This window comes from Psychromonas aquimarina ATCC BAA-1526, assembly GCF_000428725.1.
Lineage (GTDB): Bacteria > Pseudomonadota > Gammaproteobacteria > Enterobacterales > Psychromonadaceae > Psychromonas > Psychromonas aquimarina.
This window is the reverse complement of sequence record NZ_KE386793.1, coordinates 340,301-360,159: the sequence shown is the minus strand read 5'-3', so window position 1 is coordinate 360,159 and position 19,859 is coordinate 340,301. Positions and strand designations below refer to the sequence as shown.

Annotated in this window: 12 protein-coding genes; 8 read left to right on the top strand and 4 right to left on the bottom strand. The window is 42.9% G+C overall.

The features are described from left to right. Window positions 1-67 precede the first annotated feature (67 nt). The gene (locus tag G337_RS0125005; protein ID WP_028866269.1) at window positions 68-2,404 is read left to right on the top strand and encodes an efflux RND transporter permease subunit; all 2,337 of its coding nucleotides are present in this window, start codon (window positions 68-70) and stop codon (window positions 2,402-2,404) included. A 137-nt stretch (window positions 2,405-2,541) separates the two neighbouring features. Here G337_RS0125005 and G337_RS27405 read toward each other — a convergent pair whose 3' ends face one another. Continuing rightward, on the bottom strand, window positions 2,542-3,531 hold the full coding sequence (locus tag G337_RS27405; RefSeq protein ID WP_028866268.1) for an EAL domain-containing protein: 990 nt from the start codon (window positions 3,529-3,531) through the stop codon (window positions 2,542-2,544). Between the two features lie 375 nt (window positions 3,532-3,906). Between G337_RS27405 and G337_RS0124995 the strand changes: the two genes are divergently transcribed. From G337_RS0124995 to G337_RS0124960, 7 genes are all read left to right on the top strand, one after another. Further along, entirely contained in the window at window positions 3,907-4,374 is a 468-nt protein-coding gene (locus G337_RS0124995) for a MarR family transcriptional regulator (protein ID WP_028866267.1), read from the top strand. Between the two features lie 13 nt (window positions 4,375-4,387). Beyond that, window positions 4,388-5,446, top strand: coding sequence for an HlyD family secretion protein (locus tag G337_RS0124990; protein ID WP_028866266.1), 1,059 nt, complete (start codon window positions 4,388-4,390; stop codon window positions 5,444-5,446). 8 nt (window positions 5,447-5,454) lie between these two features. Next, the gene (locus G337_RS0124985; protein ID WP_028866265.1) at window positions 5,455-6,483 is read left to right on the top strand and encodes a DUF2955 domain-containing protein; all 1,029 of its coding nucleotides are present in this window, start codon (window positions 5,455-5,457) and stop codon (window positions 6,481-6,483) included. A 130-nt stretch (window positions 6,484-6,613) separates the two neighbouring features. Next, on the top strand, window positions 6,614-7,339 hold the full coding sequence (locus tag G337_RS0124980; protein WP_028866264.1) for a substrate-binding periplasmic protein: 726 nt from the start codon (window positions 6,614-6,616) through the stop codon (window positions 7,337-7,339). A 580-nt stretch (window positions 7,340-7,919) separates the two neighbouring features. Next, window positions 7,920-9,200 carry a magnesium transporter gene (locus G337_RS0124970; RefSeq protein WP_028866263.1) on the top strand — a complete coding sequence of 427 codons (1,281 nt, stop codon included), beginning with the start codon at window positions 7,920-7,922 and terminating at the stop codon, window positions 9,198-9,200. Between the two features lie 111 nt (window positions 9,201-9,311). Beyond that, window positions 9,312-10,349, top strand: coding sequence for a response regulator (locus G337_RS0124965; RefSeq protein WP_211235850.1), 1,038 nt, complete (start codon window positions 9,312-9,314; stop codon window positions 10,347-10,349). Between the two features lie 278 nt (window positions 10,350-10,627). Next, entirely contained in the window at window positions 10,628-14,257 is a 3,630-nt protein-coding gene (locus tag G337_RS0124960) for a response regulator (protein WP_028866261.1), read from the top strand. 74 nt (window positions 14,258-14,331) lie between these two features. Here the strand turns inward: G337_RS0124960 and G337_RS0124955 are convergent, their stop codons facing one another. From G337_RS0124955 to G337_RS0124945, 3 genes are all read right to left on the bottom strand, one after another. Further along, window positions 14,332-15,957, bottom strand: coding sequence for an endonuclease (locus G337_RS0124955; protein WP_028866260.1), 1,626 nt, complete (start codon window positions 15,955-15,957; stop codon window positions 14,332-14,334). A 285-nt stretch (window positions 15,958-16,242) separates the two neighbouring features. Beyond that, window positions 16,243-18,246, bottom strand: coding sequence for a sensor histidine kinase (locus G337_RS0124950; protein WP_028866259.1), 2,004 nt, complete (start codon window positions 18,244-18,246; stop codon window positions 16,243-16,245). Between the two features lie 302 nt (window positions 18,247-18,548). Beyond that, complete coding sequence (locus G337_RS0124945) at window positions 18,549-19,850, bottom strand: anaerobic C4-dicarboxylate transporter (protein ID WP_028866258.1); 1,302 nt, start codon at window positions 19,848-19,850, stop codon at window positions 18,549-18,551. Between the last annotated feature and the right edge of the window lie 9 nt (window positions 19,851-19,859).

Below are 19,859 nucleotides of genomic sequence, written 5' to 3'. Positions count from 1 at the left end.
TACTGCTCTGCAGCTGTAAGCAGTAAAAATTTAAATAACGATAACCACAGTTATCAAAGAGGGATTTATGACCAGTTTACTTGCACAAAACCTAGTAAGATGGCGGTGGCTGTTTGCCCTGCTTTCTTTAGTGATAGTTTTCACTATGGCCAGCGGCGCCCGCTTTCTCAGTTTCGCAACGGATTATCAGATCTGGTTTTCAGATGATAATCCGCAGTATCTGGATTTTTCCGAAATTCAGAAAACCTATGTAAAAGCCGATAATGTCGTTATTCTCATTACCCCTAAAGACGGGCAGGTTTTTAATCAGAAAACATTAAACAGCGTAGAATGGCTGACTAATGAAGCCTGGCAGATCCCCTTTTCATCACGGGTAGATTCGCTGAGTAATTTTCAATATACCTATGCGTTAGACGATGATTTAGTGGTCGGCGATCTGATTGAAAATGCGGCTGCAAAAAGTGATAAACAGCTGGCAGAAATAAAACAGATAGCGCTCAACGAACCACTGCTGCTTAACAGCGTCATTTCCGCAGATGCTAAAGTAACCGCAGTTAATGTCACTATTAATCTGCCCGAAGGCGACTCTGAAGGCAGCCCTAAAGTCATTGCTTATACCCGGGATTTAATCAGCCAGCTAGAGCAGAATAACCCGGACATTGAAGTGCGTTTAACAGGTTTAGTGGCGATGGATAATGCCTTTATGGAAGCCTCAATGGCGGATATGGGCTCATTAACATTAATCATGTTTGCCCTGATCTTAATCGGCCTATTGTTCTTCCTGCGCAGCATTTCAGCCACACTCACTATACTGGTGATTATTCTGTTATCAATTGTGTCCACCATGGGATTTGCCGGATGGTTAGGGGTGCAGCTTACTCCGGTTTCAGCCAGTGCGCCGACCATAGTGATGACGATTGTTGTTGCTAATGCCGTGCATATCCTGCTCAGCATGATCCACAATATGCGCGCCGGAATGGAAAAACGTTTTGCCTTAAGTGAAAGCCTGCGGGTTAATATGCAGCCGGTAATACTGGCGACCATCACCACTATGGTCGGATTTTTAACCATGAACTTTTCTGACGTACCGCCCTTTCATCATCTGGCCAATATGGTTGCTGTCGGAGTACTAATCTCATTTATGCTGTCAATGACACTGCTCCCCTGGCTGCTGATGTTATTTCCGGTGCGCGTTAAAGTCAGTAAAAACAAAACATCTAACGGCATCAAGGTTATCGGCGAGTTTGTGATTAACAGACGTAAACAGGTTTTATGGTCAATGACCGGGCTGACAGTGCTGCTGTGTTCACTGATTCCGTTAAACATTGTTAATGACAAAATATGGGAATTTTTTGATCAGTCCGTCGCCTTTAGAGTTGATACTGATTATGCCTCGGATCATCTCACCGGCCCGTATAATATTGAATATGGTTTAGATTCAAAGCAGCCCGGCGGTGCCAGTGATCCGGAATATTTACAAGTTTTAGATCAATACCGCAGCTGGTTATATCAGCAGCCGGAAGTCGTTCATGTCAATGTTTTATCGGATATTATGAAACGTCTGAATAAAAACCTGCATGCTGATGATCCGAGCTTGTACCGTTTACCGGCAGATAGAGAATTAGCCGCCCAGTATTTATTACTGTACGAAATGTCACTGCCTTACGGACTAGATCTTAACAATCAGATTAATGTTGATAAGTCAGGAACACGAGTTACGGTGTCACTGCACAATTTATCAAACAACGAGATGATTGCTTTCAATGCACGGGCAGAGGCGTGGCTGCACAATGCGGCCCCGTGGATAAACGTGACATCGGGCAGTCCGCAGTATATGTTTTCGCATATTAGTTTACGCACAGTTAAACAGATGACCGGCGGTGTGGCTTTTGCCCTGGCACTGATTTCGCTATTGATATTAATCTCACTGCGTTCACTAAAAATCGGCATTATCAGCCTGGTACCCAACCTTGTGCCGCCGTTAATGTCATTTGGACTCTGGGCGCTGCTGGTAGGTGAAATCGGTTTTGCACTGGCTTTATCGGTCAGTATGATTATCGGTATTATTGTTGATGATACGGTGCACTTTCTCAGCAAATATATGCGCGGCCGCCGCGAAAAGCAGCTCAATGCAGAGCAGGCAGTACGTTATGCCTTTACTAATGTCGGTCCCGCATTATTTATTACCACTGCGGTATTAACAGCAGGATTCTCAGTGCTGATGCTGTCCACATTTAAATTAAACTTTGAACTAGGTTTGATCACAGCAATGACTATCAGTATTGCTCTGATAGTTGATCTGCTGTTATTACCGGCACTGTTATTAACCTTTGATAAAAAAGAGCTTGTTTTAAGCAGTGAACAGGCACTTGATAATAAAGAGGTTTCATTAGCCGGCGCTTAATCTTTCCTCGCTTATCAGGCAGGGTACTGTATTTACAGTGCCCTGCCCCCTTCAACATTAATACTAAAGCAGCCAAGAAACGATCCAGTAAATACAGGTAACATAAGTTTTAAAATCCTAACACCGGCAGCTTCATATTAGATTGTGCCGTGGCAGTTCATTATCTGTATAAATTGATCTGCTGAACAGGGTTCAGCATAATACCGCCCCTGAACCAGTTTACAGCCTAACTCTTTCACTAATTCAGCCTGCTCTGCTGTTTCGATACCTTCAGCTGCAGTTGTTATTCCAAGCCGGTTAGCATTATCAATAACTGCCTTCACAAGCTTCTTATCACAAGGATTAGTGGAAATACTGCTTATATATGCACGGCTTATTTTTAACGTCCGCTCAGAGCTTGTTTTCAGATAAACTAAAGTAGAATAACCCGTTTGAAATTCATCAATAGCAGCACCAAACCCCAGCATACTTAATTCACTGAATTTCTCTTCTACTTTTTTCGAATCGTTCAATAAAAAGCTTTCTGTAAAATCAAGCTCAATATCTATTGGCAGTGCTCCCTCAGAGAGAACATTATTGAGCAGCTCATGAGTGAAGTTTTTCAGATTAAGCTGGCGAATTGATATGTTAATTGACAACTTGCCGGATAAAGGAGTCCCTGCATCATTCCATTCTTTTAACTGCAGACAGCTTTGCTTAATTATCCATTGCCCGATGTCCGGCATTACCCCCAGATGCTCGGCAATAGGAATAAATTCATCATGGCTTACGAAACCTAATTCAGAATCGCTCCAGCCTAGCAGTACTTTAGCCCCGTAAAAACAGTTACTATCGAGAATAACTGCAGGCTGGTAGAGCAGATGAAACAACTCTTCATATGCTGCTTCTTTTAATTTCTGAGCAATACGGTACTCGCGAACCTCACCGTTCAGCCGCTTATACGAATAACAATACTCTGCCTGTTTATCTTCTGCATACTGCTTTACAGTATCAGAATTACGCAGCGGCTCAGCAGCTGTATTTCCATCAGGCAGACGCTGTATTAAGCACTCATAATATGCCGTCCGTTCAATCTCTAAATTCAGCGAACAAAATTCACAGAGAGTTATATTGGCAGCTTTTTTCATATAAAACACCTTATAATCGAGAAGCTTCATTTTTCACGATGTTCACTTCGCTAACATTTCAATCGTTGAATAATACCCCTTTAAATAACAGGCTCTGTTCTTTAAAGAACAAAAGCTGCAGCTAAGCGCTTTTCTGAGTGATTACTTACAGGGGGTTTACACAGTAAAATTGACCAGGTCTTACTGCCGGAAAGCCGAGCACAGTCTCAAATATCAAACCTCACCTGCTTAAATCAGATTATCGGCATAACTAAACATAGCCGCCTTTCTCACAGCCTCACTTATATTCAAAAATATCAAATTATCAGCTTTTAATTTACTTAGCGTGCTAACCAATATATATTAGTTAGCACGCTAAGTAACTAAGGAGTGCATATGAACGATGACATTAAAGTATTACGGGAACTGTCTCTGCCCGAACAGCTGGGCCGTCTTTCGCGTTTATGGCGCACTGCGGCAGATAAAGAACTGGCACCGCTGCAGTTAACCTATTCACGCTGGACTGCGTTATGGAAGCTGAAATGTCTGAACGATAATATCAGTCAGAAAACACTCGCCGACTCACTTGAAATTGAATTAGCCTCTCTGATGCGCACCCTTAAACAGTTAGAAGAGCAGGAGCTGATTGTCCGCCGCAGCAGCGATAAAGATAAACGGGTGCGCATTGTCACGCTTACCGCACAGGGGCACGCCGTTATTTGTAAAATTGAAGCCCATATTATGCAGGTTCGCCGCGACCTGTTAGCCGGTATTGATGAAGCAGAAATCAGCCAGTTTAAAAATGTTATCGAACGAATAGCAGGCAACGCATTACACAGATTAAATGATACAGAAACACAGTAATAGAGAAATAATTATGACACCAGAACAAAAATTCAGCCGCTGGATAAAGCTTGCAATGATCTTCTTTGTGACGATTTTCAGCTATTTTATTTTAGCTGATTCAACAATGCCGCTGACTCAACAGGCGATGGCGGCCAGATCTGTCACCAAAGTTGCACCGCAGCTCAATGGCCACATTACCGAGATTAAAGTTAAAAATAACCAGCGGGTTTCTAAAGGTGATCTGCTGTTTTATATTGACCCGGCCCCCTATGAGCTGGCGGTAGAAAAAGCGCAGCTGAACCTGGAACAGACCCGCAAAAGTAACAGGCAGCTGGATGCCTCATTAGCAGCTGCTGAGGCAGAGGTTAAGGCAAGCAGCATTCTCACCGAGCAGAAAATGCGCTATGCCGAAAGGGTTGATTTCCTAAACAGCCGTCATCAGGTATCGCAGCAGCAGAAAGATGATGCACAGAGCGCGGCAACGGCCGCTCAGGCCAGCTTACTGGCGGCTAAAGCACGTTTAAAGGAACTGCAGGTACGCAGGGGCGAGCTTGATGAGCAGAACATAAATCTTCGTGTTGCACAAAACCAGCTTGAGCAGCAACAGTTAAATTTATCCTATACCCGGGTTAAAGCTGAGCAGGACGGTATTGTCACTAACCTGCAGCTTAAAGCCGGTGCCTATGCAGCCGCCGGCAAACCGCTGCTGGCTTTGGTTTCCACTGAACTAGATATCATTGCAGATTTCCGGGAGAAAAGCTCGCGCAGCGCGACAGCAGGCAGCCGGGCACTGGTGGCCTTTGATAGTGATCCGGGTCAGCTTTATCCCGCCTATATTGCTGGTATGGATGCCGGGATCAGTGCTGCTCAGTTTGACGCCAACGGCAGCCTGGCAACTCCGACAAAATCGACTCGCTGGGTGCGGGATGCTCAGCGCATGCGTATGCACCTGACACTAAAAAATAACCATGCGAATACCCTGCCTTCCGGCGCGCGGGCAACGGTGCAGCTGCTGCCTGATAATGCGGTTTTTGCACTGCTGGCAAAGGCGCAGATCAGCCTGCTCAGCTATTTACATTACATCTATTAAGGGCTGCTATGAAATTATGGCATCACTCCCTGTCTGAAAACGACATTCGCCAGTGCCTGCGCATCGCAGCGGGCGCTACACTGGGCTTTACTCTGTGTAAAATTTTCAACTGGAACTACGGCGTGTTTTTTACCGTAACACCGATACTGCTTCTGGGAATGATACCAAAAATGACCAGCCAGGCCGCACTGCAGTGTATTGCAGCGGCTGTTGTCTGCGGTTTGGAAGTCGGTATTTTAGGCGGCCTTTTCGGCAGTCATCAGGTACCTATGCTGATTATTGCTTTTTTCTTGTTTCTTTATAAGTTTACCTGCATGTCCAAGGGAAGTTTATTTTTATTCGGCGCGCAAAGCATACTCAGCTTAAGCATTATGCTGCACTTTTCAAGCTATCCGCAAACAGATATCAATGAACTTATTTTTAATAATATCGGTGCAAGTATACTTAGCGTTAGCATCGCGTTCTTAATGACAGCATTGTTCCCGGATGTCGATAAAAGAGTAAAACATCCAGCTCCAACTAAAAAGGTAAACAGGATACGCCATGAATCGCTAATGGGAGCATCCGTTGCTGTATTATCGTTTCTACTGTTTCAGATCTTTGACTTACAGGATTCAATGTCCGCGCAGGCAACCACCCTGCTGCTTTTATTTCCTATGCATTGGAACGGCACATTAGGCTGCGCAAGAAAACGTGCAATGGGCACACTGTTAGGTGTCGCAGCAGGTTTAGCCGTTCAGCTGTTTTTATACAACTGGTCGAGTGAATTAATACTAGTGATTCCGATACTCTGGATAGGGTTAATGCTGCTTAGTTATGCCCATGTAAAAGAAGGCGGCGGTTCCGGAGTCGGATTTGCCGCGCTCACCACCTTAGGCATACTGTTCGGGCAGTATCTTGCACCGGATAATGATCTGGTATTCAGTGCCCTGTACCGGGTCAGCAGCATCCTGTTTGCCATTATAGCGACTCTCCTGGCTTGCTATCTAGTCCACCGCATACTCAACAGCTTCAAGGCAACCCGCTTCGGCCAATAAGTCAAAATCAAATCACCATGAAGTTAGCCACCGGCAGTGCTGCACTTGCTTAAATATCAAACGATGCTTATTCTTTATAATAATGAGTCGTATTACCAATATAAGTAAAACCTGCCGTTTATGAGTCCATATGAAAATTATTTTATTACTGCCTTTACTGCTCAGCCTGAGCTGCCAGGCAGAAAAAGTTAACCTTGTTACTGGAGATTTCCCTCCTTTTGTCGGCGGTCACTTAGAAAACGGCGGCCTGGCAGCAGAAATAATTCAGCATATTTTCACCGCTATGGGCCATCAACCGGAAATCGTCTTCAGGCCTTGGAAACGCGGGTTTTCCGCAACCATGAACGGCCAGTTCCTAGGCACCTTTCCCTATAGTAAAAACAGTGAACGCGAAAAAATCTTATATTTTTCAAATGTCATGTACGAACTTCAGGAGTATTTTTTTACAAAACAGGATTTCAATTTAAACTATCAAAGTGAAAAAGATTTAACCGGTCTGCGGATCTGTAAACCAATAGGATATAACCTGTTCGGTTTAAAAAAATTAGCGGAAAAGAATGTTATTAAGCTCGCCAGACCAAAAAGTATGGGCCATTGTTTTAAAATGCTGGAATCAGACCGGGTAGAGCTGGTGATGACTAATGAAATTGCCGGCTGGAAATTTATTGAAGATCTATTTGAAAATAGAAACAACTTTAAAATGCTGGAAAAGAGTTTTGTAAAAATAGGCCATTATTTTATCATTCCCAAAACTAATGCAGAGGGCGAAAAAATAATTAAAAAGTTCAATGAAGTATTGAGCAGCTTAGCATCAAGCGGCGAAATAAAAGCAATTCAAGATAAACATATAAAGTAAAAACAACATTGTTTTATCAAAGACTCTAATACAGCAAACTATAAACACCTGTTTTTATTGACATATATCAAAAGCACTTTATACTTTTCAAAAAATTTACTAGGAAAATAAAACTAATGGATACAGATAGTTGCAGGGAAATCTGCTTTAAAAATTGGAGGACTCACTGCTAATCTGAAACCTTGTTTAGATTTATCCAGTCTCCTCCGCTTACAGCTTTCTTTATTTACAATCTAATACCATAGTGAAAAACAGCCAGCAGCTGTTAATCTTCTGAATCACATATATTCAGCAGCCCGGTTATTTTTATCACAGTGCTATAACTCATTTTTCAGCGCTTTAACGCTGCAGAATATTTTAGTACCCTCTTTTTTTTTATTCGGGTTCATAGAACCTGCTGGAGAGCTTTATGCTTAACGATATCCCTCCGAGTAGGGAAAACAGCACTGGAGGATATTTGTATTTAATAAAACTCTGATTATCCAAATCAGCAGATACTGTTAATCCCCCGCCGCTGTCCCTTTCAAAATCAAATACAAATTCACACATTTAAATCCTGTTTTTTTGGGGAGGATTAGCCATGTCCACTATTACAGCTGTTACACCTGATTACATTAACCCGCACTATGCAGATGACTATGATGTCTGTCGTCATAAAAAACACAACTTCGACACTGAAAACAAAAACCAGCAGTTACTTACCTTTATAAAAAGTTTAACCTCAGAAGCGCTTGCTCAATGGCTTGGCGCTATGTCACTGCGCCAGTGCTTAAGCATCTATAAAGCATTAGCTGAGCCTGACAGAAGTTATTTAAGAAAACATATGCCCAGCTGGTTAAAAAGCGACATCATAAAACTGTCTGTTGAGGAGCACCCGGTTATTTCCGTTACCTGCTGCGGGCGTTTTTTATCTTTAAGCGGCGATACAACCGCTGCACAAGCTATTGAACAGGTAAAATTACTGGATCTGAATACTGCTGGTAAAATACTATTTATCGTTGATAAACAAGGTCTTTACTGCACATTACTGGAATTACATCAGCTCTTTACCCATAAGGCAGATACCCTGCTTAAAGATATCGGTGAGCACGTTTCCGGTGTCTATGCAGGTTTAGATCAAGAGCAGGCAGTAATATTATTACAGCAAAGTCCATTAGACTGCTTAGCAATTCTTGACGGCAAAGGCCGTCCCGCTGGTTTATTCGGTCCTAAACAGGCAATGCAGGTAATGCGCCTGGAGCAGACTGAAGATGTCGAACTGCTGATGGGGATTCAGAGTGAAATGGACCAGGCTCCCTATCTTGAGACTCCGGTATTAACACATGTCAAAAAACGAATTTTCTGGATCGCGGGACTCGCTGCTGTAGGTATTTTATCGGGTATGGTTATTCAAAGTTATGAGGACGCTATTACTGCCCTGGTTATTTTGGCTTTATATATGCCGATGGTTGCAGATACCGGCGGCAACGCCGGGAGTCAGGCGGCAACGGTGATCATACGCTCGATGGCACTAGGAGAACTTAATATCAGGCACTGCGGCGCAGTAATATGGAAAGAGCTGCGTATATCAATTTTTATCGGATCAGCTTTAGCTGCTGTCTCCTATTTAAAGATTCAGTTTCTGTCCTTTGGGGCTGAACTGCCGGACGGTTTGTCATTAAATATGATCGGTATTGCGATTGCTCTGGCACTGTTTATTCAAGTGCTTAGCTCAACGGTTGTGGGTGCGGCTCTGCCGCTGCTGGCAAAATTCTGTAAACAGGATCCGGCCGTTGTCGCCAGCCCGGCAATCACCACTATCGTAGACCTGAGCGGCCTGCTGATCTATTTCTATGTGACTTCCCTGATACTTATTATATAACGCCATTATCAGCATCTTTTATTCGCTGTTTTGTGTTACAGTCCTGATTTTTTTAGCGGCCTTTATTAAAAAATAGAGCCGTCGAATAGTGGAAACCGAAAGATGTCTGATATTGAAAAAATGACGGTGTTAGTAGTAGATGATACGGCAGAGAATATTCAAATATTGTCTGCCGTATTATCAAAACAATATCGGGTCAAAGCTGCTGTTAATGGTGAAAGAGCGCTTGAGATTGCGGGCGGCTCGGCAAAACCCGATATTATTCTTTTAGATATTGTGATGCCGGAAATGGACGGTTTTGAAGTCTGCCGAAGATTAAAGGCAGATCCTGTTACCGCGCAGATCCCGGTAATATTTGTTACCGCTAAATCAGAAATCGTTGATGAACAGACCGGATTTGAAATCGGAGCTGTTGATTACATAACTAAACCCGTTAGTCCGGCTATTGTTAAAGCCCGTATAAAATCACAGTTATCACTCTATAAGCAGCAGCGTCTCCTTGAACAGCAGGTGCTTGAGCGTACTAAGCAGTTAGAAAAAAACCAGTTAGAACTCATTCAGTGCTTAGGTAGGGCCGCTGAATATAAAGATAACGAAACAGGCATGCACGTAATTAGAATGAGCAGCTACAGCCGCCTGCTGGCGCAGGCTTATCGCGCCAATACGCAATGGTGTAACCTGTTATTTGAAGCGGCCCCTATGCATGATGTAGGTAAAATAGGTATTGCAGATAGTATTCTCTGTAAACCGGGCAAACTGGATGCTGATGAATACCGTGAAATGCAGCGCCATGCCGAGTACGGGGTAAAAATATTAGGCGGGCAGGACTCCCCTTTGCTGAAACTTGCCCGTGAAGTGGCTGTTTCTCACCATGAAAAATGGGACGGCAGTGGTTATCCCAACGGTCTTGCCGGCGAACAGATCCCTCTTTCCGGTCGTATTGTCGCCATTGCAGATGTGTTTGATGCACTGACCAGCGAACGCCCCTATAAAAAAGCCTGGTCAGTTGAAAAGGCATGCGGGCTGTTACGCCGGGAAGCGGGCGCACATTTTGATCCTCATTTAGTGCCGCTGTTTTTACAAATACTTCCTGAAGTGTTAAAGGTTAAAAACTCATTTACCGATAACCTGGAGTCTAGGGTCTGTTGATCTTTACCGGTTAACTTTTGTTCTATCTCAAAGCGTTTTGATCGCGGCGAACGAGATGTGGCTTAGCCATCTAATCAACAAAGAACAAAACGCTTTGAGATGAACCCGAAGGGCAACGTTTGCTGACAAGATCGTATGCGTTATCGTCTATTTATGTAGAACAACTACACTGCATAGACTCAGCCTTGTATAAATAGCCGGCAAACTGTTGCAGAAACAATCTTGAAAGATCAACAGACCCTAATGATTTCATCACAATTTATAAAGGCACGTCCTGAATGTTAAGCAAATTCAATAATGTAAGCTCTGACAGCCTGATGGGAAAATCGCAAAGGATTATGTGGGGATTTATTCTGGTGATCCTGCTGCTTTTTGCTGTCGGATTAACAGCCTGGCAGAGTATTGATAATCTGTTCAGCTCAGTCGACAGATATCATAGTTCCGGCCTGCTGTTAAGATCCTTAGACAGGGCCAGACTGCACGAGTTAACCTTCACCAGAGATGGTTCAGAGGAAGAAGCACAAGAAACCAGGACATATATTCAGGAGTCTTTATTATTAGTTCAGCAGTTTCATGAGAATCAGATCGACAGCAGCATTGATACAGTGCAGTTAATAGAGCAAATTAAAGATTATCAGCAGGGATTCGAACATTACTTTACACTAAATGAACAAAAAAATGACAGCCTCAGTCTTATGGTAGAAAAAGCGGTAAAGGCATCTGCAAGCTCTGAAGCATTACAAATTCTACAGTTTAAGTATATTAATCGAAATAGAGAAGCGGTAACAAAACAGCGTAAAAATATAGGTGAAATTTCTGAGAATATTTCACATTCATATCTAGTATCAAACATTATTGAAAGCGTATGTGATTACGAAAAAGATTACATATTTTTTCGTAATCAGTACGACTATAACCGTGCGATGACAGAATTAAGCCGGCTTAGCGCTCATATTGAAAAATTATCGCTTGAATTGAAAAATAAACGCAGCCGCAGATTATTAAAACAGCTGCGGGAAACACAGCTGCGCTATCAGGAGGCGTTAATCCGACTGCAGGAGTTAAAAAACCGCTCAGAGATCAGTAATGATACCCCTGCTGTTCAAGATCTGGCGCAATATGGTTTTGATTTAACGCGCCTGTCACGGGAGTTATACAATAACGAATCGCAAGTGCTGTCGGCTGTTCAGCAGGGGAATAGTGATCTGCAGAGCTTAATGGAAAACCGGATGCAGCTGTCCGAAGAGGTGACACTGCTGACCAAAAACATCAATGATGCCAGGCAGGCGGATCGGGATTTTTCGTTATCTTATAGTGAACAGGCTAAAGAACTTCATGCTGAGCAGGTTATCTTGTTATTAGAAACAGCATTACAGCGAAGCCAAAAAATCCAAAGCAGATTAATCGAAGATGATGAAAAAAAAGTATTTGAATCGGTTTATCCCGATATTCAAGCGTACTTTAATAATTTCAGCAGTCTGGTCGAAGTCATTAAGCTGCTCGATTTAACCACTGAGAAAGTGGTAAATTCAGCGGTCGCTGCCGATACCGCATTGTCTGTCTGGCGGGAATACAGACTGCAGGAGATAGCAGAAGTACGAGAATTTGCCGACTATATTACCTATGCCGGTGTAGTGTTTATTTTAGCGTTTTTCTTATTAACCTACTTAATTCGAAAGTCTCATTCAGCATTATTAGAGTTAACTCAAAGTTCAAAACAATCACGAGATGATGCAAACAAGGCCAACCAGGCGAAGTCTGATTTTCTTGCCAATATGAGTCATGAAATTCGTACACCGATGAATGCAATTATCGGCATGAGCTACTTAGCCCTGGAAACGGATCTCAATAAGCGCCAGCGGAATTACGTTAATAAAGTACACCGTTCAGCTCAGTCTTTACTCGGCATTATTAATGACATACTGGATTTTTCAAAAATTGAGGCGGGCAAGCTTAATATCGAATACACAGAATTTGTACTTGCCGAGATGCTCGATGAGTTTACTCATTTAATCGCCTTAAAAGCACAGGAAAAAGGCTTAGAGTTACTGATAGAGGTAGACGAGCAGGTACCGAATCACTTAAACGGCGATCCCCTGCGCCTGAAACAGATACTGGTTAATTTAGGCAATAATGCTGTTAAATTTACCGAATCAGGGACAATTAAAATTCATATCTCTGTACTCTCTCAGGGTAAAAAAAATATTGAGCTGCAGTTTGCGGTCAGTGATAACGGCATTGGTTTAGACCGTCTGCAAATACAGAAGCTCTTTAAATCCTTTTCCCAGGCAGACACATCAACGACCCGGCGCTACGGCGGCAGCGGGCTTGGGCTGGCAATATGTAAACACTTAGTTGAACTGATGAACGGCAATATCAGTGTGCTTAGCACCCCCGGCAAAGGAGCGGTATTTACTTTCAGCGTGCGTCTTTACAAGAGTGAAAAGCAGCAGATCAGTGCAGCTGCGCCTGCCCATACAGAAAATAAAAAAGTACGGTTAATTACTGACAATACAGGCACTGAAAATATAATCAAAGAACAGCTGCTGGCGATGAACTGCAGGATTGAAGCAGCCTCAGAAAGTGAATTTGATCTGCTGATATTTGACTGGAAGTTACCACATAGTCAGAGTGCGGCGGATTTGCAGCAGCTGCTGAAGCACCACGGCAGCTGCGGTTATAAAGTAATTGTGCTGTCAGCTTATCCGCTAGAGGTAATTCAGGATACACTGGGCGCAGTTCATCTCCATTGTGATTTGATATTAACTAAACCGCTCAGCTGCTCAAGCCTGTACAACGGCATCTTATCTTTATACGGGCAAAGATCTGCAGTAACCACAGCTCAGCACAATAGCGATCAGCTTTTGTCCGAAAGTATAGTGCGTTTACAGGGCGCGTCTGTCTTATTAGTTGAAGATAATGAGATTAATCAGGAACTTACTAAAGACCTGCTTGAATCTAATGGTATTAATATCGACATAGCTAATAACGGCAGAGAAGCGCTTAAAAAAATAGAAGTGAACAGCTACGACGGTATTTTAATGGACTGCCAGATGCCGGTGCTCGACGGTTATCAGACAAGCAGATATATCCGTGAGAAGTTAAAACTGTTAGAGCTTCCTATTGTAGCAGTTACAGCAAATATGATGTCCGGGGATAAAGACAAAGTTTTACGAGCCGGTATGAACGATTTAATAGGTAAACCGATAAATGTTCCAGAAATGTTTGCTGTTATGGCCCGCTGGTTCAGCAGCAGTCTTCAGCGCTCCAGAATAACCGACAGCGGCCGAACATCACCGGCAAATCCACAAGATCAATACAGTGCCGATATCCTGGAAAATATAGCTAAACTGCCGGGGGTTGACCTTAAAAGCGGCTTAAAAACAGTTATCGGCAATAAAAGGCTTTATCTTAAACTGCTTCGCCAGTTTGTTGAAAATCACGGCCGCTTTAAAACCGATTTATTATCACAGACACGCAGCCAGTCTGAATGCGATAAATACGTACATAGTCTTAAGGGTGTAACGGGAAACCTGCATCTTATTGAGCTTCATCACCTCTGTACTGCACTGGAGCAGGCATATCAGCATAAAAATGAGAGTGCTATTCAGAAAGCAGCTGCAAGTTTAAAATTATCGCTGGAAACACTGGTCAAAACATTAACTTCAATATTTGCATCACAACAGCTCAAGACAGAGCCTGTCACAGAAGTTAGTTTTGATAAAGCTTTGTTCGATAAAATCAGTCAGCTGATTGATGAAAGTGACACAGAGGTGCTGGGGATTGTCGAAGAAATTAGTGATGCGCTTCAGTTAGGATTAAAAACCGATCAGCTGCTGAAATTAGAAAAAAATATCAATAATTTTGAATTTCATAAAGCAAAGTTAGTCTTACACAACAGGCAATAACGGAGCGTTAGGTTATATAAAATAAAAACGCAGCCGGGCGGCTGCGTTTAATCGTCAAGTTATAAGCTTAAAACCTATTGACAGGAAGCACCGTATAACTCTGATGCCCAGGCACCGTTATCGATGAACGGGTTACGGTTTTTCTGCCATTCAAAGATACGGTTATTACGACGGCGTTCCCAGTCACTAACCGGATCCTGCAGGTGCCAGCTAAGCAGAGTACACAGATCACCCAACTGAGGATCGCCGGTAGATGTTGTACCGTCAGCGATGCTCAGATCCGGCGTACCGCTGCTGTCATTACCCTGATATCTCACATCCATATAAAACACCATACGTGCTACATCCCCCTTCACCTCGTCTCTCGGCTCAAAGCTGTTGCTGTCGGTATAATTACCTGGTGCTTCCGATATTTCACTGCCTCCGGCTGCAAAATCTTTATTGCCTCGACTACTGTTCACGCTCACATCGGCAGGACGCAGATGGTGGAAATCAGTATAGCCATGCTGACCGCTGGAAGGAAAACCATGACTTTTAGCCCAGACATGTTCACGATTCCATGCATCGGATGAGTTACTCATACCTGCGCGGTTGGTTTTAGCTTCAGAACGGCCGGTATAGAGTAAAATCACATTATCACTGTTATTCGGATCTTCATCGGCATAATTCAGTCCATCCCATACCTTTGAATAACTAAAACGAGTATGACCTTTAATTATCTGATTAAGGCTGGATTTCAGCGCAGAGCCGGACTTGCCGATAGCATCACTATAATAAACAGAATAGCTGTAGTCACCGTTGGTCTCACCGCCGTTATCACCACCGCTTTGCGCTGTATAATTTACAGTTAAACTGACACCGCTAAAGCTTTCATAAGCTTCTATATTAATATAATAACGACCTGTCACCGGCGCCGCAACTGCACACTGTTCATTATTCCCGCTCAGGTAAGGCGCACAGTCGCTTACACTGGTTGTCGGCTCGCTGCCCTGACGCATATAAAGATCCGCATCACCTGTTCCGCCGCTCATAACAAAGCTAAGCTTTGTTGCTCCGGCAGGAATATCAGCAGTAAATTTCAGAGTCTGCCCGGCACCCGCTGACAAATTACTTTTAGCCTTACCGTTTTCTAACTTAGCCGGGTCAGCCTCACTGCCGCCGGTATCGCCGCCGTTATCACAGCTGGTCGTCAGCGAACCGCTTCCGGGATTTCCTGCATTACTACTGGCGCTCCAGTCAGCAGCAGACTTACTGTTAACCACGGTAGTTCTGTACAGCGACACATTGCGCACATTCAAAGACCAGCCGGACAGACCGCCCTCCCAGGCAACCACATCAGTCTCTGCTGAGCCTTTGCTTAAACGCACATAATCACCGGAATTGCCCAGGGTTAAGGACATAGGAAACTGATCCGGCGCTGTGCTGAACAGGCTGCTGAAGCCGGCCTGGTCTGCGGCGACTGTAAAATAATCTCCCGAGGCTAAACTGCCCTGCAGATTATAACTGCCGCTGTTATCACTAAGCTTGTACTGGCTTAAATCAACCGTTTCACAACCGGCATTAAACAGCTCAACAAACTCTTCAACACTGTCATTGTTAGGTGCATCGTAAAGTACTTCACTAATAAGCAGATCGGCATTCACATTAAACGCTAATCCTGCGCAAAGTGCTGTCATAGATATCTTTGATTTATTCATCATAATATATAACTCTTAATCCTTTAGTATTTTTCAGTACATACATACCCGTACTGACCCTGTGCTTCATATTCAGATAAGACACTTGATTTATAATAAAGGGAGAAATAATTGTAGATATATTGAACATATTAGAGTTTGAGTGGTTGACGCAGGCACACATCACATTTTTATACCTTACATAACTAATGCATATGAAATACGAATTAAGCTATAGTTAACAGTGGCTTATCGGTTTATTTACGGAAAAGCATACGCTAAAAACACAAGCGGCAGGCAGCGCAAAAATTACATAACGGGTATTTCAAGCTTAACCTCAGTACCACTTTCAACCGTACTGCTGATTTCAATTGTGCCGTTTAAAATATCTTGTACTGAATGCTGAACAATACTTAAACCTAAGCCGGTATTAGTACTGGATTTATTGGTATAAAAAGGTTCAAAAACATTTTTCAGATCCTGTTCGCTGATCCCCTTGCCGTTATCTGAAATAATAATTGACAACTGCATTTCAGGCATAGAAACATTAATATCAATAACACCTGATTTATCAGCATCATAACCATGGGTCAGTGAGTTGCTCAGTATATTACTTATAATCAGATCAAAGACTGCTGAGTAACTGTTGATTTCAAGGTCAGATTCACAGTCGAGTGTGATTTTATGCTCTCCAAGGCGGAGCATACTTATGCTCTTTTCAATCTCTTTTCTAACATTAAAGCGGTCTTTAGTCAGAGACACATCATCTCTGGTAAGCAGCTTAAACATATCAATCAGATTAGCCGACCTTTGTAAACCTGACATTAACAGTTCATAGGATTTATCATGCTGATTAAAAAATTCTTCGAAATTCTTTTTACTGATCTTATGCTCGATATAGGTTTGATGCAGCTGCATAACCAAGTCTTCAATATAGGTCGCCGAAGTTATTGAAATACCTAAGGGTGTATTAATGTTGTGGGCAATATCTTTAATAAGTCGGTTAACAGCGGCTAACTTTTCAGTTTGAATAATTTCATTCTGCGCTTCATGCAGCTCTCTGGTACGCTCTTTTATCACCTCTTCTAAATTTTCATTTAAAGTGGCCAGTTTCCCCGATATATTACGCCTTCTAATAATCTCTTCATGCAGTTTGCTATTATTTGTTTCCAGGGATTCAATAAAATTATTAAAATGAATACCAAGTTGATTGATCTCATCACCGCCGTTGACTGCAACACGTACCGATAAATCACCATTGACCCCTTTTAATACCGTTTCTTCAAGCTTTTTAACCGGTTTTATTACCATGGCACTAACCTTAATCGTCACCAAAACCATGATAAACAGAGAAAACAGCAGTGCCGCCACAATAATTTTTGTAACATCATTAAGCGCACCGTAAAAATCAGATTTATAAGCTGATGAAGCAATAATCCAGTCATACTCTTTTAGTTCTGAATAAACTAATAGTTTCTTTCTTGATACTTTGTCCGAGGGGTTTTTCCAGTCGTATTCAATAATACCGTTTCTTTTTTCTATGATTTCACTAACAACAGCGCCCTGCGGATCCTTTTCTGCTATTAAATTACGCCCTTTAAGTGACGGATGAATTAGAAAGGTGCCCTGGTTATCGAGAATGACCGGATAACCGTCCTGCCCGAATTTAACCCCGGTTACCTGCTGTTCAAAATCACTGAGATTAAGCAGATCGGCAAATTCACTTCTGTAGCTTGATGCGCTGACAATCCAGTCCCAGGGCGCAAAATAACTCATATACAGTGCTTTGGGACGATCCGCTTTATCACCTGGATTACTCCACATATACTCAATATAACCGTTCTTGTTTTTAATCTGCTTTTTTATAAAGTCGTATTGAGAAATATTAGTATACTGAAGCGCCTTATAGGGGTGGTAAAGAAGTTTACCAGTGCTGTCTAATATATACATATAACCTGTGGTGCCGATCTTCACCGGCCTGATACTGTCCAGGGCTTTTTCCTTAGCCTGCAGCTCGCTAAGCTCTCCTTTTTTATACAAATCGTAATAATACTGCGCATTTTCCAGAGCAAGCTCGGAAGTGGTTCTCAGATGAGTTTTTATAGAAGTATCAAGGGCGGTTTTAATCATGCTGTTGATCAGATAAGAGCTGTTCTGCAGCTCTGACTCAATATTAGTAATTATTACTTTTTTAACATTAAACAATATCGCAGAAACTGTAATGCTGATAATAACTAAAAAAACCGTGCTGTAAACAGCGATCAGGCGGCATGTTAATTTGGTCTGCGCTAATTTCTGGTATAACCAGTTCATACCATGCCCTCCATTGGCGTTACTGCCGCGAATAAACACACCCGGTGTAATTATTTCCGAATAATAATAATAACTATTAATATTTCCAATATATTATTAACTTTCAGTTACTAAAGCATAGTCTTAGGGAAAATTATGGCAATAACAATTAACGGAATAATTAGCAGGTGCAGTACAAAAATCACAATAAGCAGAGACAGGCAGACAGGCTGAAAATAAGCAAACGTCAGCTTAGGCTGTTATCAGCAGTGCCTAAGCCGTAGTAACAACGGTTCAGGCGCTGCTGATTTAGATAATTACCTTTAAATCATAATACCTCCGAACATAAAACCTAATGCAACAGAGGTCGAAATAGTCACGACTCCAGGAATAAGGAAGGGATGATTAAAAACATACTGCCCTATGCGGGTTGATCCTGTGTCGTCCATCTCAACAGCTGCCAGTAATGTCGGGTACGTCGGCAGGACAAACAAAGCGCTTACCGCGGCAAATGAGGCAACCGCAGTTAACGGCGCAACACCAATTGCCACAGCGGCCGGCATCAGCGCGGTTGTGGTCGCTCCCTGAGAATAGAGCAGCATAGAAGCAAAAAAGAGTGTTGTTGCCAGCATCCAGGGATACAGTTCCAGCAGGCCGGAGGAGAAGGCTTTAATTTCCTCAATATGGCCGGAAACAAAAGTATCACCCAGCCAGGCAACACCTAATACGCAGACACAGGCGCTCATGCCGGATTTAAAAGTCGGCGCGTCAGCAATCACTGATGCGTCAATTTTAGTCAGTATTACAATTGCGGCGGCGGCAGTAAGCATCAGCGCCATAATGGCCTGATTACGATCAATCGCAGGGGATTCTATCAAACCCACAGCATCACTGATCATGGTTGCATAAACAACAACCGCAGCAATCGCCAGCAGAAAGATATACACGGACATTTTTGCCGATGGTAATATTTTTCGTTGAGTTACCCCCTTCATTTTGATCAGCCCCTTCTCCATCCTCTCAATATAAACAGGATCGTCTTTTAATTCGCTCCCGAGTAAATTAGCGGCAAAAGCACCGGCCATACAGGCAGTAAAAGTAGTGGGTATGCATATCAGTAACAGAGTCAGGTAACCAACTCCTAAAGGCTCTAAAATACCGGAAAAGAATACCACAGCAGCTGAAATAGGCGAGGCGGTAATGGCAATCTGCGAAGCAACAACAGATATTGAAAGCGGCCGGGAAGGCCTGATTCCCTGCTCTTTTGCAACTTCGGCAATAACCGGCAAAGTGGAAAAGGCTGTGTGGCCAGTGCCCGCAAGCAGGGTCATAAAATAGGTCACAACGGGCGCATAAAAGGTGATATTTTTAGGGTTCTTACGTAAAAATGATTCCGCCAGATCCACCAGCCAGTCCATTCCTCCGGCAACCTGCATAGCGGCAATGGCAGTAATAACAGACATAATAATTAATATCACATCCACAGGAATAGTACCTGCATCAGCCCCGAGCACCATGGTTAATACAATTACACCGGCACCACCCGCAAAACCGATACCTATCCCGCCGATTTTTGCTCCCAGATAAATAAAAAGCAATACAATAAATAATTCAATAAGAATCATCTGCTTATC

Bases quoted from the DNA above. Each gene is read 5' to 3' on its own strand.
- G337_RS0125005 (WP_028866269.1), top strand. From the start codon at position 68: ATGACCAGTTTACTTGCACAAAACCTAGTAAGATGGCGGTGGCTGTTT.
- G337_RS27405 (WP_028866268.1), bottom strand. From the start codon at position 3,531: ATGAAAAAAGCTGCCAATATAACTCTCTGTGAATTTTGTTCGCTGAAT.
- G337_RS0124995 (WP_028866267.1), top strand. From the start codon at position 3,907: ATGAACGATGACATTAAAGTATTACGGGAACTGTCTCTGCCCGAACAG.
- G337_RS0124990 (WP_028866266.1), top strand. From the start codon at position 4,388: ATGACACCAGAACAAAAATTCAGCCGCTGGATAAAGCTTGCAATGATC.
- G337_RS0124985 (WP_028866265.1), top strand. From the start codon at position 5,455: ATGAAATTATGGCATCACTCCCTGTCTGAAAACGACATTCGCCAGTGC.
- G337_RS0124980 (WP_028866264.1), top strand. From the start codon at position 6,614: ATGAAAATTATTTTATTACTGCCTTTACTGCTCAGCCTGAGCTGCCAG.
- G337_RS0124970 (WP_028866263.1), top strand. From the start codon at position 7,920: ATGTCCACTATTACAGCTGTTACACCTGATTACATTAACCCGCACTAT.
- G337_RS0124960 (WP_028866261.1), top strand. From the start codon at position 10,628: ATGTTAAGCAAATTCAATAATGTAAGCTCTGACAGCCTGATGGGAAAA.
- G337_RS0124955 (WP_028866260.1), bottom strand. From the start codon at position 15,957: ATGATGAATAAATCAAAGATATCTATGACAGCACTTTGCGCAGGATTA.
- G337_RS0124950 (WP_028866259.1), bottom strand. From the start codon at position 18,246: ATGAACTGGTTATACCAGAAATTAGCGCAGACCAAATTAACATGCCGC.
- G337_RS0124945 (WP_028866258.1), bottom strand. From the start codon at position 19,850: ATGATTCTTATTGAATTATTTATTGTATTGCTTTTTATTTATCTGGGA.